The following is a 15,884-nucleotide window of genomic DNA, read 5'->3' on the forward strand; positions in this document are numbered from 1 at the left end:
CCGCGCGGCGGCGTGCGGGGGGCCTCCGCCCGGCTCCCGTCACTGGTCGATCTTCCAGGGCATCTCGATCCCGAAGTTCCAGAGGTACACCCCGCCGAGCACACCGACGACCACCAGCCCGACGGCGGTCAGGGCGATGTTGCGCCGGCGCACCTTGGGATCCAGCGCGCGCTGCGCCGCCTCGGTCACTTTCCGTTTCGTCCAGTGCAGTACGAGCTGCGCCCAGACGAACTCGGTGGCCCAGATCGCCATGCCCGCGAAGATCACCAGCCAGCCCGGCCCGGGCAGCGGAAGCATGATCACGCCGGTCACGACGACCGCGAAGCCGACCACGAAGACGCCCACCTGCCAGCTCAGATGAAGCGTCCGCCATCGCTTCACGAAATCGGGCGCCCGCGACCCCAGAACCAGTCCGGAGGGCGCGGCCGCATCCCCCGTGACGGAACCCCGGGCCGCAGTCGCGGCGACCCCGCTCCGCTCGTCACTCTCCGCGCTCATGAGGTAAAAATACCCGACGCATCGACCCACCGGCATGACCGAACAGCCGTACAGACAACTCCCCCGTACGGGGTACCCCAAGCATCACAAAACGGGCAGAGGGGTTTACAACGGCACCGTAGGTGGCATGTCGATTTCGCCGACGTGCGAATCCCCGAGCGCACACTGAGCGAAAGGCCCTGGCGCTTATGAACACCACGGTCAGCTGCGAGCTGCACCTGCGCCTCGTTGTGTCGAGCGAGTCCTCACTGCCTGTACCCGCGGGCCTGCGGTACGACACGGCCGATCCCTATGCCGTGCACGCCACCTTCCACACCGGAGCCGAGGAGACGGTCGAATGGGTGTTCGCCCGCGACCTTCTCGCCGAGGGCCTGCACCGGCCCACCGGAACCGGCGACGTCAGGGTCTGGCCGTCGCGCAGCCACGGCCAGGGCGTCGTCTGCATCGCCCTGAGCTCTCCGGAGGGCGAGGCCCTGCTGGAAGCTCCGGCGAGGGCCCTGGAGTCGTTCCTCAAGCGGACGGACGCCGCGGTCCCACCCGGCACGGAGCATCGCCATTTCGACCTCGACACCGAGCTCTCGCACATCCTGGCGGAAAGCTGAACCAGGGCGAGTAGCAGCGGGCGCCGTCCGACTCGGGGAGACGGCACCGCACAAACGCCTACACGCACACGCACACGCACCACCGCATAGGGCAGACTCCGGCGCCGTCGCCGCGGAAACCACCGCGGCGACGGCGCCGTCGCGTCCCGGAGGAACCGGCTAGAGTCAGCGCAATTCGGCGGGCGGCCGGCCCGCGGCAGCCCAGGGAGCGAATCGTGCTGATCCCTCACGACACCCGCATCGCCCTCGACGTCGTCGTCGATCTGGTGAACACCGCTCCCGGGCGGGACGGCCCCGGGCAGGACGGGCTCGCCGAGGTGTCGTCGCTGTCCACGCTGGTGGAGAAGTACAGCATCAGCGACGTGGGCGACCTCGGCCAGAAGGATCTGGACGCCGTACGCGAGGTGCGCAACCGGTTCGAGAACGTGTTCGCCGCGCCGGACGCCCGAACCGCATCCGAGCTCATCAACCGGCTGGTGGCCTCCGCGGGCACCACCCCGCGGCTGACGGACCACGACGGCTACGACTGGCACGTCCACTACTTCGCGCCGGGCGCATCGGTCGCCGAGCACCTCGCGGCCGACTGCGGCATGGCACTGGCGTTCATGATCGTGGCCGGCGAGCAGGAGCGCCTCCGCCGCTGCGAGGCCCCCGGCTGCGGCCGTGCCTTCGTCGATCTGTCCCGGAATCGCTCGCGCCGCTACTGCGACAGCCGTACCTGCGGCAATCGCCTGCATGTCGCCGCCTACCGGGCACGCCGCAGGGAAGCGGCCGGCTGAGCTCGTATCGGGTCATCGCCGGCTCACAGCAGGAAGAGGTCGTGGACCGCGGCCATGAGCAGAAGGCAGCCGATCACCCCGAGGAAAATCATCAGGGGCGGCTGGGAGAGCGCGAAGAGACAGCCACGCGGCTCGTCGGAGGGAGCGGGGGCCTGGCCCCGGGAGGTATCCAGCATCTCGGGGATGATGACGCAGGACCACCCGCGATGATCGACCAACACGCCTGAGCACCAGGGCAGTTCACCGGATCCCGTGGTGCCGTCCGCCCCCGGGGCCGCAGATCGCCGCCCCGGGGGGGCAGGCCCCGCCGCGCCGAACCGTCGCCGCCCCGTCGCCGAACAGGGGCCGCGCGCCGCGGACACGCCCCGGGGCCGCACCCCCCGCCCCGCAGACCGACGGGGAGCATCGCCGCGCTCGGACACCGCGCCGGGACCGCCGCGCCCGGCCGCCGCCCTCGGGCGGTGCTCGGACACCGGCGCGCAGGCCGTGCTCAGATGCCGTGCTTCTTCAGGATGGCCTCGATATCGCTGAAGTCGTCGTCCGCGCCGGCGGCGGACTGCTTCCCCTTGGGCTTCGGTGAGCTCCCGGGCTGCACCGCGCCGCGCGCCGCCCCGCCGAGCGCCGGCGCCGAGGCCGAGGGCGCGGCAGCGCGCGGGCCGCTGCCGTCCGCTGCGGAGGCTCTGGCCAGCCTGCGCCGCTCCACGGCACGCGTGGCGAGGAACAGCCCCCAGGCAGCACCCAGCAGCCCCACCCCCACCCACGCCGTGGGACTGAAGACCGTGCCTGCCGCCCACTCGACGACGCCCGTCAGAACGAGGCCCAGGGGCACCAGCGCGTAGCCGGCGATCCGGGCCGCCGCGAGGAAGCGCTTGCGGTACGCCGCGACCGCGGCGACACCCAGCCCGGCCGCGGACACCGCGGCACATATCGTCTCGGCAAGCATGCGGTCCTCCCGGCGAACGGAACGGCCCCGGCGATGACCCGGGGGGAAAGCGGTCCCTTCCATCCTGCACCCGGTGGCGGGGCCGGGGCCACGGCCCCCCCACTCCTCAGGGTGATCCCCGGGTCGGCCTCCTCCCAGAGGACAGGGGAGGTCCGGGTGGGGACGCCGCGGACGCGGCTGGAAGACTGGCCGCATGAGCGACTCCTCACCGGCCCCCGTCGTCCTGGACGTCTGGTGCGAGCTGCAGTGCGCCGACTGCCGTACCGCCCTCGCCGATCTGCGGGCCCTGCGCGAACGCTTCGGCGACCGGCTGGAGCTCCGCCTGCGCCACTTCCCGCTGGACAAGCACAAGCACGCCTTCGCCGCCGCACAGGCGGCCGAGGAGGCCTTCGCCCAGGGCCGTGGCTGGCAGTACGTGGAGGCCGTACTCGCCCGCGTCGGGGAACTGGACCGCGGGGGCGAGTCGCTCCTCGTCCGTGTCGCCCGTGAACTCGGCCTGGACGCAGAGGAGTTCGACACCGCCCTCGTCGACGGTCGGCACATTCTGATCGTCGACGCCGACCAGGCCGAGGGTAAGGCGATCGGGGTCTTCGGCACCCCGACCTACGTCATCGGCGGTGAACGGCTCGACGGCGGCAAGAGCCAGGCGGGGCTGCGGGAACGCGTCGAGGAGATCGCCGGCCGGCTCCTCGCCGGGTGAGGGCCCGCCCGGGCCGGGCGGGACACCCCTACACCAGCGGCTTGGCGAAGTGGTGCAGTACCGGCCGGTAGCCGAGCGAGGCGTAGAGACCGGCCGCCGGGACGTTCGACGAGGCGACGTGCAGTTCGAGCACGGGCAATCCGGCCTCGCCCGCGACCTGCTCGGCGACCAGCATCAGGGCCCGTCCATGCCCCCGTCCGCGGTGCCCCTCGGCCACGTGCACGTCGTAGACGTACGCGCTCCGCTCCCCCGGGTGCCCCGGGCCCGGAGCGCGTTCCGCGACCCAGAGGTGCCCCACAGCGGCGCCGGCCACGGCCAGGGCGCGCAGCCACGCGCCGCGGGTCGCGAGGCCGTCGGGGAGCTTGGCGCGGTGGTCGGCCTCGGAGCGGGCGAGGGCCGGGCCCTCGGGCAGACCCCGTTCGCCCCAGGTACGCGCGTACCGCCGGACGGCGTCGGCCCGCCACGACGCGAACTCCGCGTCCGTGAGGGGGCGGCCCGACACGCCCCGGGGCAGCGCGGGCGGTTCGGGCGGTACCTCCTTGCGCAGCGTGCGGCCGGTCTCGGCGTACCAGAGCGCGGCTGCCAGCCGCAGCGCTGCGGCGGCCCCCGCGGGGACGACGGCCACGGCGCGGGTGCAGCCCCAGCCGCGCAGCACCTCCTCCGCCGCGAGCGCGGCGACCGTGCCCCGGCCTCGGCCCCGGGCGTCCTCGTCGATGTTCAGGGACCGCAGCACGCCCGTCGCACGGCCGGCGTCCGGATCGCGGGCGAGTGCGACGGAGCCGACCGGTCTGCCGTTGACGCAGACGTCGTAGCCGCGTGACATGGCGCCGTCCGCGCCCCGCTGGAGCGGCCCGGTCGGCCGCAGGGTGGTGGTCATCAGGGGTGTTTCTACCTGTCCCGGGCCCGCACGTCACCATGCCCGTACGGGGGCCTGGCACCCGCGGGGCGAGGAGGCCTCTCAGCCGGGCAGCGGGTCGGGGTCGGCGGCCGCGCGCTCCTGGAAGATCCGCATCGCCTTGGCCGTCAGGGGCCCGGGGGCGCCGGCCAGCTCGCGGCCGTCGACGCGGTGGACGGCCTGCACGTCGCGGGTGGTGGAGGTCAGGAATACCTCCTCCGCGCGCTCCAGCACGTCCATGGGCAGATCGGCCTCCTGCGCCCCGGTCCACTCCGCGGTCAGCGCGCGGGTGACTCCTGCGAGGCAGCCCGAGGCGAGGGGCGGGGTGAGCAGCTGGCCGCCGACGACGACGAACACGTTCGAACCGGTCCCCTCGCAGAGCTGCCCGAGGGTGTTCGCGAAGATCGACTCGGACGCGCCCCGCTCACGGGCCCGGGCGAGCGCGACCACGTTCTCGGCGTACGAGGTGGTCTTCAGCCCCGCCAGCGCACCGCGCTCGTTCCGGGCCCACGGCACGGTGATCACCGCGGTGCTGTCCGGCCTGCGGGTGGTCGCGGTGAGCGCGACGACCAGCGAGGGGCCCTTGCCGCCCCGGTCGGAACCGAGCGGGGCGGGTCCGCCCGTGTAAGTGATGCGCAGCCGGCCGAGCGGCATGGGGTTGGCCTCCAGCACGGCCCCGCAAGCGCGCCGCAGCTCGTCGTGGTCCGGGTCGGGCAGGCCCAGGCCGCGGGCCGACCGGGTGAGCCGGTCGAGGTGGCGGGTGAGGGCGAAGAGGCCGCCTCCGGTCGCCTTCACGGTCTCGAAGACACCGTCGCCCACGGTCAGTCCGTGATCGAACACGGAGACCACGGCGTTGCCGGCATCCCGTATCCCGCCGTTGACCCAGATCCTCATCGTCCGGTCCTTTCCCTTCGCGCGTACGTTCCCGACGCTACCGCGAGCAGCCGGGACGCCTTCAGCTCGGTCTCGTCCCACTCCCGCTCCGGGTCGGAGCCCCAGGTGATCCCGGCTCCGGTGCCGAAGCGGAGGACTGCCCGCGTGCGGTCGATCCAGAAGGTGCGTATGCCGACGGCCAGCTCGCCGGTGCCGCGGTCGGCGTCCACCCAGCCGATACCTCCGCAGTAGGGGCCGCGGGGCGCCGTCTCCAGCTCCGCCAGGATCCGCAGGGCGCTGGATTTCGGCGCGCCGGTGACCGAGCCCGGCGGGAAGGTGGCGTCCAGCAGCTCCCGCCATCCCACACCCGGCGCCAGCGCGCCGCGGACGGTGGACACGAGATGGACCAGGCCGGGGTGGGCCTGGACCGCGCACAGTGCGGGGACGGTCACGGAACCCGATGCGCAGACCCGGCCGAGATCGTTGCGGACCAGGTCGACGATCATCACGTTCTCCGCGTGGTCCTTCTCGAGCAGGTCCGCGGCTGTGCGGCCGGTTCCCTTGATCGGCCCGGACTCGACCGCGCTCCCCTCGCGGCGCAGATAGAGCTCGGGAGACGCGGTGGCGATCTCCACCCCGTGTGCGGACAGCCGAATCGTTCCGGCATACGGGGCCGGGTTGCCGCGGGCGAGCAGCGCGGTCAGGGCGTCCACATCGGCGGCACCGGGATCGGGCAGCGGCGCCGACAGCACCCGGCAGAGGTTCGCCTGGTACACGTCGCCGGCCGCGATGTGCGCGCGGATGCGGCGTACGCCCGCGGTGTACGCGGCCCGGTCCAGGGAACTCGTCCAGTCGCCGGGGGCGGGGCCGCGCCAGCGCCCGGGGTCCGGGGCCGGCATCGGCGCAGGGCGGACGTCCCCGAAACGGGCGCAGGTCAGACGCCCTTCGAAGTCGGCGGCGACGGCCCAGAAGCCGGACGAGTCCAGTGCCTCGGGGTCGCTGGTGACATCCCGGAGGTCGGTGGCGACGAGGCCGCCGAAGCGGGCCAGGGGAGCGAGGTCGTGCACGGCTGCGAGTCTATGGCGGGCCTCTGGCGGCCGCTCCGGCGCACGCCCGGGCAGGGACCCGGCGTGAGCACGGCTCAGCACGCTGCGGAAACGCGTTTTTGTCCTGGCCCGGGAATCCGCTAAAGTTCAACACGTCGCCGGGACGCGGAAGCGGACCGGAAACGACAGGCGGACGTGGCTCAGTTGGTAGAGCATCACCTTGCCAAGGTGAGGGTCGCGAGTTCGAATCTCGTCGTCCGCTCGAGAAGGGGATCATCCCGACCCCGCACTCCGTGGTGGAGTGGCCGAGAGGCGAGGCAACGGCCTGCAAAGCCGTCTACACGGGTTCAAATCCCGTCTCCACCTCCAAGGACGATTAGCTCAGCGGGAGAGCGCTTCCCTGACACGGAAGAGGTCACTGGTTCAATCCCAGTATCGTCCACGCAGCACCCGCAGCACCCGCAGCACATGCAGTGGACGCAGTACCCGCAGTACCCACGGTCTCCGCACCGTGACCCCGAGGACGATTAGCTCAGCGGGAGAGCGCTTCCCTGACACGGAAGAGGTCACTGGTTCAATCCCAGTATCGTCCACAGCCCGGAGCCCCCGGTCGCATCAGGCGGCCGGGGGCTCGCGCGTGAACGAGACCCCGGCGGGACCGGACCAGGGCCGGACCAGGACCAAACCAGGACCGGCCCTATCAGGGCCGGATCAGGACGAGAAGAGCATCCGGCCGAAGCCGCGCTGGCGGTGATGGCCGCCGCGGTGGCCCTGGTGCGGGGCACCCCAGACCGGCTGCGCGGGGGGTTGGTGACCGTGTGGCGCGGGCGGCGGGGGCTGCTGGAGCCACTGGCCTTCCAGGCGGGTCAGCGCCTCCAGTTCCCCGTAGTCCAGGAATATGCCCCGGCAGCCGCCGCACTGCTCGATGTGGACGCCGTTGCGGTTGTACGTATGCATGGGCGCATGGCACTTGGGACACTGCATGGTTCGGTCAGCTCCTCGACGCTCGGTCTCCTTGGGTGCTCCCGTTCCCATCCGGCGACCGGATCATGTCGTCCAACTCCGTCGGAAGAGAGGCGATTCGGGCGCACGCGTCGGTCATCGACCGTTCCACGTCGTCGAGATCGCGCCCCTGGGCGGCACTTTTCGCCAGGGCGAGGGCCGCGGTCTGGACGGTCAGGGCGCGGGCCGGCACATCGAGCGCCGGCCACGCGTCGGCACCGTCGGCCCCCGTGGCGGGACCGCCCGCGCCGCGGTAGGCGCCGAGGAAACGCGCCCAGACGTCCGGGGCGAGCAGGCCCCCCGCGAACCACGCGGCGGGCCGGGCCAGATCCCATGCCGGGTCGCCGAGCCCGAGATCGTCGACGTCGATGAGGTGCCAGGATCCCCCGTCGACGGGGTGGCGGACGAGCTGGCCCAGATGGAGGTCGCCGTGGCAGAGCCGGGTGGGAGCAGGGGCCGGGGCCTCGTCCCTGGCCCAGGGCGGGAGCCGGTGCCAGGCCGCGAGCACGGCACCCGCCGCGGGATGCTCAGGGACGACCGCCCGCATCCGCGCGACCGCCGCGGCGGCCTTGGCCGGACCGCGCATGTCCGGCAGCGGGCGGGGCAGCGGGCCGATCGGTACCGCGTGCAGCCGGGCGAGCAGCGACGCCGCCGCCTCCCAGGGGGCGCCGTCCGGGTCGGAAGGGTCCACGGGGCTGCCGTACGGCCAGGTGGTGACGGGGCGCCCGCCGAGAGAGCCGGGGGCGCGGACCGGCGGCAGGAGTATCCCGGCGAGCAGCGGGTGGGCGGCTACGGCGACCCGCACACGATGGTCCCCGGGGTCGGTTCCGGGCGCGTGGGCCTTGGCGACGGCGCTGCCGTGCCGCACGACGACCACGTCGCCCCGCTCGGCCAGCACGGCCGCTTCCCGACCGCAGGCGCGGCATGCGCCGCCGGTCCCGCGCGCATGCGCCGCCGCCCTCGCCTCGTCCGCGAGGGCGGGCAGCAGTGCGCGCTCGCCGTGCTTCTCCACGTGCCGAGGCTACGGGCCGGAAGGGCAGGGCGTACGGGTTACCGGGCCACCGGGCCACGGGACCACCGGGAAGGGCCGCCTCAGCGCCCCTCGCCATCGCGTAGGCCGGCCCTCGCGAGGTAGGGCACCGGAAGCCGGGCCGGGTCGGCGCTCCGGCAGGCCCGCGGCACCGGACCGCAGCGGTCCTTGCCGTCCAGGCCGCGGAGCACGGGTCGCAGACGCGGCACCGGGCGGAAGCGCAGCACCGGGCGGGAACGACACCGGCCGCAGACACCACAGCAGCCGCAGACACCACAGCGGCCGCAGACCCGGCACCGGCCGGAGACACGGCGCCCGGCAGGGAGACCAGGCTCGGGGGACCGCCGGCCGGGGAGGGAGCGCCGGCCGGCCGGCTCCCCAGCCGACCGACCGAGCGCTGTCGTCCGCCGCACCCCCGTCCCCACGGGGTTTCGGGTGGGATGTGGCCCGGGCCGCTCTCCCGAGCCCGGGGCGCCGCTCAGCGCCCCAGCATCACGCCCACGGACGACGCCTGTGTGACCACCGCGTCCCAGCCGCCGAAGACGACGACCAGCAGGGTGGCGAGAGGGAGGACCATGACCGTGGCGACCAGCGGATGGCGGCGGCCACCCGGGCGGCCTTGGTACGCGGTGGACTTCTTGCGCGCCACTGTGCGGATCATGCTCCGCGATGCCGTGTCCGCCATGGTTCCTCTCCCCGTCAGATCAGCAGCGGCGGGTGCGTGACCTCGGGGGACGAGTGCCGCCCCCGCCGCTTGGATCAAGCGTAGGGAGCCCCGGGAGGGCCCACGTCATGCCCGCGTACCGATTGCCGGGCCTCCAGGAGGATGACTCCACCCGGCCGTGTGTACTCCCGTGGGTGGAGAAGTGGACCCCGGTCTGGGGGTCTTCCCGGAGGGGACAGCGGTCTCCGGGTGCCCGACCGCCCTGATCCGGACCCGAGCGCCCTGATCCGGACCCGAGCGCCCTGATCCCGGCCCGACCGGCGGGCAGGCGTCGGGCCGGCCGCCGGGCCCCTCGCACGAGGGAACCGGAATGCGTGACTTCGCTCACTTCGGCCGCCTTCCGGCCCGCGGCCGCCCCGGGCCGGCCGCCTGTCCGGCTCGCCGTGGCCCCCCGGCCCCGGCCGCGGGGCGCATCCTCGCGGGTGTCCCACCGGTGACCCTCGTCGATCCAACCACCGTGCCTCCCCACCCGGTTGGCAGCGGAAAGGGGGCCGGCCGCAGCGGCGTCCCGGCGCGTCTGACCACCGCTCAGTTCTCCCGCAGGGCAGCCGCAATCGATCGGGCCGCGAGGGCGCGGCCTATGAGCACACCGGCCCACGGGTACGTAAGCTGTGCCACGTCACAAGGACCACGGCCAGCGGGGATGAACATGGCGATGATGCGGCTCCGGCGCGAGGATCCGCGTGTCGTCGGCTCGTTCAGGCTGCACCGGCGACTGGGCGCCGGCGGCATGGGGGTCGTGTACCTCGGTTCGGACCGGCGCGGTCAGCGCGTCGCGCTGAAGGTGATCCGTCCGGACCTCGCCGAGGACCAGGAGTTCCGGTCCCGCTTCGCCCGCGAGGTGTCGGCGGCCCGGCGGATCCGGGGCGGCTGCACGGCCCGGCTGGTCGCCGCGGACCTCGAGGCGGACCGGCCCTGGTTCGCCACCCAGTACGTCCCCGGTCCGTCCCTGCACGACAGGGTGGCGGGGGACGGCCTGCTGTCCGCCGCGGAGACGGCGGCCGTCGGGGCGGCCCTGTCCGAAGGCCTCGTGGCCGTCCACGAGGCCGGGGTGGTCCACCGGGACCTCAAGCCGTCGAACATCCTCCTCTCCCCCAAGGGCCCCAGGATCATCGATTTCGGGATCGCCTGGGCCACCGGAGCGAGCACGCTCACCCATGTCGGCACGGCGGTCGGCTCGCCCGGCTTCCTCGCCCCCGAGCAGGTACGCGGCGCGGCGGTGACCCCCGCGACGGACGTGTTCTCGCTCGGCGCCACCCTGGCATACGCCGCCACGGGCGACTCCCCCTTCGGGCACGGCAGTTCCGAGGTGATGCTCTATCGGGTGGTCCACGAGGAGCCGCAACTGCACGGCGTGCCGGACGCGCTGGCTCCGCTGCTGCGCGCCTGTCTGGCGAAGGACCCCGACGAGCGGCCGAGCACCCTCCAGCTGTCCATGCGGCTGAAGGAGATCGCGGCGCGCGAGGCGCAGGGCCTCCCGGAGTTGCGCCCCCCGGTGCAGCGGGAGCGCACGGAGGAGGAACTGCCGTCGGAGCGCCGCACCGCGCGGTACACCGAGCGCACCACCCAGGGCAGGCCGACGGGCACCGGGACGGGCTCCCCCACCTCCCGGGAGCGGATGGCCAGGCAGCGGGCGCCGCATACGGGCGGCTCGCGGCCCCCCCGGTCGCGGGGCGGTGCGAGCACCGGCGGCAGGCCCGCCTCCCGCCCCGGGACCAGGACGAGGACGAGGACGACGTCCACCGGACGCAGGCCGGCCAATCCCCGGCTGCTGCGTCAGCGGATCTTCGTGTTCGTCGTGGTGACGCTCGTCGTGGCGCTGGGCATCACGGTGGCTCAGGGCCTGCGGGGCTAGAGCCTGCGGGGCCAGGGCCGTTGCGGCCGCGTGGCGGCGGGGCCAGGGCCGTCGCCGCACCGGGGTTCAGGCGCCTCGCGGACGGGTCGCGTAGAAGGCCACGGCCGAGGCCGCGGCGACGTTGAGCGAGTCCACTCCCGCGGCCATGGGGATCCGGACCCACTCGTCGGCCGCGCGCATGGCGTCGACCGACAGTCCGTCGCCTTCGGTACCGAGCAAGAGGGCCAGCTTCCCGTACCGGCGGGCGGCCAGCTCGTCCATCGTGATCGACTTCTCGTCGAGACACAGGGCGGCCGTCACGAAGCCGTGCTCGCGGAGCATCCCGACGTCCTTCGGCCACGAGGTCAGCCGAGTCCAGGGGACGTGGAAGACGGCGCCCATCGACACCTTCACGGCCCGCCGGTAGAGCGGGTCGGCGCAGCGTGGGGTGAGGAGGACGGCGTCCACGCCCAGAGCGGCCGCGTTGCGGAAGGCCGCCCCGAGATTGGCGTGGTCGACTATGTCCTCGAAGACGGCGACGCGCCGGCCCGCACCCTGGTGCGGGCCTGAGGGGAGCCTCGTGCCGACGCCTGTCTGGTCGCCGGTGCGGTCGCCGCTACCGATGCCGGTGCGGTCGCCGGCCGGCTCCTCGTCCGCCAAGCAGCGGGCGCTGCTCAGCAGCTCTCCCGCTGCCGGCAGCGGTTTGCGCTGCATGGACGCGAGGGCGCCCCGGTGGACGTGGTAGCCGGTGACACGCTCGGCGAGGTCCGGGCCGACCGCGTACACCGGGGCCGGAACCTCGTCGATCACATCACGCATGACGTCGACCCACTTGGCGGAGAGCAGCATCGACCGCATCGCGTAACCGGCCTGCCGGGCACGGCGGATGACCTTCTCGCCCTCGGCGATGAACAGGCCTTCCGCGGGCTCGCGTCTGCGCCGCAGTTCGACGTCGGTCAGCCCCGTGTAGTCACACAGGCGCGGGTCCTCGGGATCGTCGACGGTGATGAGATCTGCCACAGGGTGATACTGCCTTGTCCGGGATGAGGTGCCAACGGGCGGGGCGAAGTTCCCTTACCGCCGGTTACTTGTGCGGTCCCTCGGTGACGACGGCGCCGATGACGATGACCGCGGGAGGCCGTACGTCCTGGGCCCGGACGGTGTCCGCGACCGTGGCGAGCGTCGCGTCCACCCGTCGCTGTGCGGCCGTGGTGCCCTCCTGCACCAGCGCGAGCGGGGTGTCCGGCGCCTTGCCGTGGGCGATGAGGGTCCGGGCGATGGCTCCGACCTTGTCGACGCCCATCAGGACCACCAGCGTGCCGGTCAGCTTGGCCAGCGACTTCCAGTCGACGAGGGAGCGGGGGTCGTCCGGCGCGACATGGCCGCTGACCACGGTGAACTCGTGCGCCACGCCTCGGTGGGTGACCGGGATCCCGGCGGCGGCCGGCACCGAGATCGAGCTGGAGATTCCCGGCACGACCGTGCACGCGATACCGGCTTCGGCCAGGGCCTGGGCCTCCTCCATGCCGCGGCCGAACACGAACGGGTCGCCGCCCTTGAGCCGTACCACCGACCTGCCCGCCTTGGCATGCTCGACCAGGGCGTTGTTGATGGCCTCCTGGGCCATGAAACGGCCGTAAGGGATCTTCGCCGCGTCGATCACCTCGACATGCGGCGGGAGTTCGTCGAGCAGGTCGCGCGGGCCCAGACGGTCGGCGATGACGACGTCCGCCTCGGCGAGGAGCCGGCGGCCACGCACGGTGATCAGGTCGGGGTCGCCCGGGCCGCCTCCGACGAGCGCGACGAAGGGGGACCGATCACGGCTGTGCGGCGCGGCGAGGGAACCGTCGCGGAGTCCCTCGACGACGGCGTCCCTGACGGCTGCCGACCGGCGCGGGTCCCGGCCCGTGAGCACCGCGACCGTCACGCCCTCACTGCGCCCGGTGGCCGGTGTCCAGGCGGTCGCCGCTTCGGCGTCGTCGGACCGTACGCACCAGGTCTTCGTCCTCTCCGCCTCGGCGGACGCGGTCTCGTTGGCGACCGGGTCGCTGGTCGAGACCAGCGCGTACCACGCGCCGGCGAGGTCCCCCTCCCGGTAGCGGCGCCTGGTCCAGGTGATCTGGCCGGCCTCCGCCATGGCCTCGACCGACGGTGTGGCGGACGGCGAGATCAGCGCGACGTCCGCACCGGCGGCGACGAGGGCCGGCAGACGCCGTTGGGCGACCTGGCCGCCACCCAGCACGACGACGCGCCTGCCGGCGAGACGGAGCCCCACGAGATAGGCGGGGTGCTCCGCGCGGGCAGCGTGCCGGGGCTGCGATTGCGGCTGCGTCTGCGCGGGGCCCTCTGCGGGCTCGGCGGGCTCGGCGGGCTCGGCCATGGCGGGACAGCTCCTCGGTGCGGCGGTGCGGGGCCGCTGCGACGGTGAAGCGGCTGGTGGGGACAGGCGGGTCGGTCCGGCGAACACGATACGGGGTGGGCGGACGGGCACTGCCCGGCCGGCGGGTCAGGACGGTCACGGCCCGATCCGGCGGACGGGTCACCGCTCGACGGCGCCTCCTGCGCACGCGTGCACAGGAGCTGTCCGATGGCGGCGCGACCGGGTGACCGGACTCGGCCGCCGGCCTTCCGCACGCTCGCGTGGAGGGCCAGCTTCGATCAGCTGCGCCACACGCCTGCCGGTGTGCTTCCGCACGCGCGCGTGGAGGGCCGGCAACGGGGGTGTGGATGGGCACGGCGGCCTCCCGCACGCGGGGAAGGCGCGGAGTGTCCGTGTCCGGGGACACGGTGGCCTCGGGCGGCCTCCCGCACGCAGGGAAGGCCCGTGCCGGTCCCGCCGTGCCGGATGCGGGAGCCCGCACGGCGACCGCGTGCCGATCGCCGTACCGGGCTGCCCGGCGCCGGCACCGAACGCGCGGCCCCGGCGCGACCGCCGCGCGACGCACCCGGACTACTTCTCGCTGACGCCGGCCGAGTCGAAGGTGGCCACCTCATGCATCGCGCGGGCCGCGCTTTGGACGAGCGGGAGCGCGAGCAGCGCACCCGTGCCCTCGCCGAGGCGGAGATCGAGGTCGACCAGGGGACGCAGACCCAGCTTGTTCAGGGCGGCGACATGGCCGGGTTCGGCACTGCGGTGGCCCGCGATGCACGCCGCCAGGGACTCGGGCGCGACCGCCCGGGCGACCAGGGCCGCCGCACCGGCCGACACACCGTCCAGGACGACCGGCGTGCGCAGTGACGCGCCGCCCAGGATGAAGCCGACCAGGGCCGCGTGCTCCAGACCGCCGACCGCGGCGAGGACGCCGACGGGGTCGGCCGCGTCCGGTTGGTGCAGTTCCAGTGCCCGCCTGACGACGTCCACCTTCCGTGCGTGCATCTCGTCGTTGATGCCGGTGCCGCGCCCGGTGACCTCCGCCGGGTCCGCCCCGGTGTAGACGGTGATCAGCGCGGCGGAAGCCGTGGTGTTGGCGATGCCCATCTCACCGGTGAGCAGTGCCTTGTTACCCGCGGAGACCAGGTCCCGGGCGGTCTCGATGCCCACGTCGATCGCGGCGTGGACCTCCTCGCGGCTCAGGGCCGGGCCGGTCGTGAAGTCGGCCGTACCGGGGCGCACCTTCCGGGGCAGCAGCCCGGGGGTGGCCGGGAGGTCGGACGCGACACCGACGTCGATGACGCAGACCTCCGCACCGACCTGGTTGGCGAAGGCGTTGCAGACCGCTCCCCCGCCGAGGAAGTTCGCGACCATCTGGCCGGTCACCTCCTGGGGCCAGGCCGTGACGCCCTGGGCGTGCACCCCGTGGTCGCCCGCGAAGATCGCGACGGACGCGGGCTCGGGGATCGGCGGCGGGCACTTCCGGGACAGTCCGGACAACTGGGCGGAGATGATCTCCAGCATGCCCAACGCGCCCGCGGGCTTGGTCATCCGCTTCTGCCGCTCCCACGCCTCGCCCAGTGCCTTGGCGTCCAGCGGCCGAATGCCGGAAACGGTCTCCTGGAGCAGATCGTGCGGCTCCGCCCCCGGCAGCGCGCGGCGGCCGTACGTCTCCTCGTGGACGACCCAGGACAGCGGCCTGCGTTGGGACCAGCCCGCCTGCATCAGCTCGGGCTCCGCCGGGAACTCGTCGACATAGCCCACGCACAGATACGCCACCACCTCCAGATGCTCGGGCAGGCCGAGGGCGCGGACCATCTCGCGCTCGTCGAAGAAGCTGACCCAGCCGACACCGAGCCCTTCGGCGCGGGCGGCGAGCCACAGATTCTCGACGGCCAGCGCGGAGGAGTACGGCGCCATCTGCGGCTGGGTGTGGCGGCCGAGGGTGTGCCGGCCGCCGCGCGTCGAGTCGGCGGTGACGACGATGTTGACGGGGGTGTCGAGGATGGCCTCGATCTTCAGTTGCTTGAACTGCTTGGCCCGGCCCTTGGGCAGCGACTTGGCGTACGCCTCCCGCTGACGCTGGGCGAGTTCGTGCATCGAGCGCCGGGTCTCGGCGGAGCGGATGACGACGAAGTCCCACGGCTGGGAGTGGCCCACGGACGGCGCGGTGTGCGCGGCCTCGAGGACGCGCAGCAGGACATCGTGCGGGATGGGGTCGTTGCGGAAGCCGTTGCGGATGTCACGACGCTCCCGCATCACGCGGAGTACGGCTTCACGCTCGCTGTCGGCGTACCCGGGTGCGGGCGTCCCACGGGTCTCCGCAGGATCCGCCTCACCGTCTCCGCGCGCGGGCGACGCTCCCTCGACTGCCGGCTCCGCCCCGGGCCCCCCGACCGGCCCGGCCGTGGCGGGGGGCTGCTCGGCGACCGGCTGCCCGACGGCAGAACCGGCGCCAGGACCGGCCTCAGCGGCGGACCCGGCCCCGGCCGCCGACAGGGGTCCTGCCTCGGGCTGCTCGACGGCAGGACCGGCGCCGGCCTCGGCCCCCGGCCGAACCGCGGCAGAAGGCCCGGCCGCGGACCCG

16 protein-coding genes and 4 tRNA genes are annotated in these 15,884 nt (G+C 73.8%); 8 read left to right on the top strand and 12 right to left on the bottom strand.

Features of this window, described 5'->3' with window-relative positions; all coding sequences use genetic code 11:
* Nucleotides 1-39: 39 nt before the first annotated feature.
* Nucleotides 40-498 (bottom strand): TIGR02611 family protein, encoded by a 459-nt coding sequence (locus SCWH03_RS23325; protein ID WP_173266261.1) that lies wholly within the window; start codon nucleotides 496-498, stop codon nucleotides 40-42.
* A 188-nt stretch (nucleotides 499-686) separates the two neighbouring features.
* On the opposite strand from SCWH03_RS23325, the gene SCWH03_RS23330 reads away from it, so the two are divergent.
* Entirely contained in the window at nucleotides 687-1,100 is a 414-nt protein-coding gene (locus SCWH03_RS23330) for an SsgA family sporulation/cell division regulator (protein WP_003959770.1), read from the top strand.
* 215 nt (nucleotides 1,101-1,315) lie between these two features.
* On the top strand, nucleotides 1,316-1,879 hold the full coding sequence (locus SCWH03_RS23335) for a CGNR zinc finger domain-containing protein (protein WP_173266262.1): 564 nt from the start codon (nucleotides 1,316-1,318) through the stop codon (nucleotides 1,877-1,879).
* Nucleotides 1,880-1,902: 23 nt separating this feature from the next.
* Here the strand turns inward: SCWH03_RS23335 and SCWH03_RS23340 are convergent, their stop codons facing one another.
* On the bottom strand, nucleotides 1,903-2,055 hold the full coding sequence (locus tag SCWH03_RS23340) for a hypothetical protein (protein WP_017945528.1): 153 nt from the start codon (nucleotides 2,053-2,055) through the stop codon (nucleotides 1,903-1,905).
* Nucleotides 2,056-2,369: 314 nt separating this feature from the next.
* The gene (locus SCWH03_RS23345) at nucleotides 2,370-2,822 is read right to left on the bottom strand and encodes a hypothetical protein (protein ID WP_173266263.1); all 453 of its coding nucleotides are present in this window, start codon (nucleotides 2,820-2,822) and stop codon (nucleotides 2,370-2,372) included.
* 193 nt (nucleotides 2,823-3,015) lie between these two features.
* Here SCWH03_RS23345 and SCWH03_RS23350 point away from each other — a divergent pair, with 193 nt between their 5' ends.
* Nucleotides 3,016-3,522, top strand: a complete 507-nt coding sequence (locus SCWH03_RS23350; protein WP_173266264.1) for a DsbA family protein — start codon at nucleotides 3,016-3,018, stop codon at nucleotides 3,520-3,522.
* Nucleotides 3,523-3,550: 28 nt separating this feature from the next.
* Here SCWH03_RS23350 and SCWH03_RS23355 read toward each other — a convergent pair whose 3' ends face one another.
* The 3 genes from SCWH03_RS23355 to SCWH03_RS23365 form a co-directional block, all read right to left on the bottom strand.
* On the bottom strand, nucleotides 3,551-4,399 hold the full coding sequence (locus SCWH03_RS23355; protein ID WP_173266265.1) for a GNAT family N-acetyltransferase: 849 nt from the start codon (nucleotides 4,397-4,399) through the stop codon (nucleotides 3,551-3,553).
* An 81-nt stretch (nucleotides 4,400-4,480) separates the two neighbouring features.
* Nucleotides 4,481-5,311, bottom strand: a complete 831-nt coding sequence (locus tag SCWH03_RS23360; RefSeq protein ID WP_173266266.1) for an aminotransferase class IV — start codon at nucleotides 5,309-5,311, stop codon at nucleotides 4,481-4,483.
* The gene (locus SCWH03_RS23365) at nucleotides 5,308-6,357 is read right to left on the bottom strand and encodes a chorismate-binding protein (protein WP_173266267.1); all 1,050 of its coding nucleotides are present in this window, start codon (nucleotides 6,355-6,357) and stop codon (nucleotides 5,308-5,310) included. Before SCWH03_RS23365 ends, SCWH03_RS23360 begins: the two co-directional genes overlap by 4 nt.
* A 168-nt stretch (nucleotides 6,358-6,525) precedes the next feature.
* Here SCWH03_RS23365 and SCWH03_RS23370 point away from each other — a divergent pair.
* From SCWH03_RS23370 to SCWH03_RS23385, 4 genes are all read left to right on the top strand, one after another.
* A tRNA-Gly gene (locus SCWH03_RS23370) sits at nucleotides 6,526-6,598 on the top strand.
* 33 nt (nucleotides 6,599-6,631) lie between these two features.
* Nucleotides 6,632-6,705, top strand: a tRNA-Cys gene (locus SCWH03_RS23375).
* Between the two features lies 1 nt (nucleotide 6,706).
* Nucleotides 6,707-6,778, top strand: a tRNA-Val gene (locus tag SCWH03_RS23380).
* 79 nt (nucleotides 6,779-6,857) lie between these two features.
* Nucleotides 6,858-6,929, top strand: a tRNA-Val gene (locus tag SCWH03_RS23385).
* Between the two features lie 118 nt (nucleotides 6,930-7,047).
* Here SCWH03_RS23385 and SCWH03_RS23390 read toward each other — a convergent pair.
* From SCWH03_RS23390 to SCWH03_RS23400, 3 genes are all read right to left on the bottom strand, one after another.
* Nucleotides 7,048-7,320 carry a TFIIB-type zinc ribbon-containing protein gene (locus tag SCWH03_RS23390; protein WP_173266268.1) on the bottom strand — a complete coding sequence of 91 codons (273 nt, stop codon included), beginning with the start codon at nucleotides 7,318-7,320 and terminating at the stop codon, nucleotides 7,048-7,050.
* Nucleotides 7,321-7,327: 7 nt separating this feature from the next.
* Nucleotides 7,328-8,323 (bottom strand): phosphotransferase family protein, encoded by a 996-nt coding sequence (locus SCWH03_RS23395; protein ID WP_371872754.1) that lies wholly within the window; start codon nucleotides 8,321-8,323, stop codon nucleotides 7,328-7,330.
* 523 nt (nucleotides 8,324-8,846) lie between these two features.
* The gene (locus SCWH03_RS23400; RefSeq protein WP_173266269.1) at nucleotides 8,847-9,053 is read right to left on the bottom strand and encodes a hypothetical protein; all 207 of its coding nucleotides are present in this window, start codon (nucleotides 9,051-9,053) and stop codon (nucleotides 8,847-8,849) included.
* A gap of 688 nt (nucleotides 9,054-9,741) precedes the next feature.
* Between SCWH03_RS23400 and SCWH03_RS23405 the strand changes: the two genes are divergently transcribed.
* Nucleotides 9,742-10,947: a serine/threonine-protein kinase gene (locus SCWH03_RS23405; RefSeq protein ID WP_173266286.1), complete on the top strand. Its 1,206-nt coding sequence runs from the start codon at nucleotides 9,742-9,744 to the stop codon at nucleotides 10,945-10,947.
* Between the two features lie 66 nt (nucleotides 10,948-11,013).
* Here the strand turns inward: SCWH03_RS23405 and SCWH03_RS23410 are convergent, their stop codons facing one another.
* From SCWH03_RS23410 to cobT, 3 genes are all read right to left on the bottom strand, one after another.
* Nucleotides 11,014-11,946: a TrmH family RNA methyltransferase gene (locus SCWH03_RS23410; RefSeq protein ID WP_173266270.1), complete on the bottom strand. Its 933-nt coding sequence runs from the start codon at nucleotides 11,944-11,946 to the stop codon at nucleotides 11,014-11,016.
* A gap of 64 nt (nucleotides 11,947-12,010) precedes the next feature.
* On the bottom strand, nucleotides 12,011-13,306 hold the full coding sequence (gene cobA / locus SCWH03_RS23415) for a uroporphyrinogen-III C-methyltransferase (protein WP_254076968.1): 1,296 nt from the start codon (nucleotides 13,304-13,306) through the stop codon (nucleotides 12,011-12,013).
* Nucleotides 13,307-13,876: 570 nt separating this feature from the next.
* Nucleotides 13,877-15,884 (bottom strand): nicotinate-nucleotide--dimethylbenzimidazole phosphoribosyltransferase (cobT, locus tag SCWH03_RS23420; RefSeq protein ID WP_173266272.1); only part of this gene is annotated, 2,008 nt, incomplete at its 5' end.

This window comes from Streptomyces pacificus (assembly GCF_011766325.1).
In the GTDB taxonomy this organism is placed as follows: domain Bacteria; phylum Actinomycetota; class Actinomycetes; order Streptomycetales; family Streptomycetaceae; genus Streptomyces; species Streptomyces pacificus.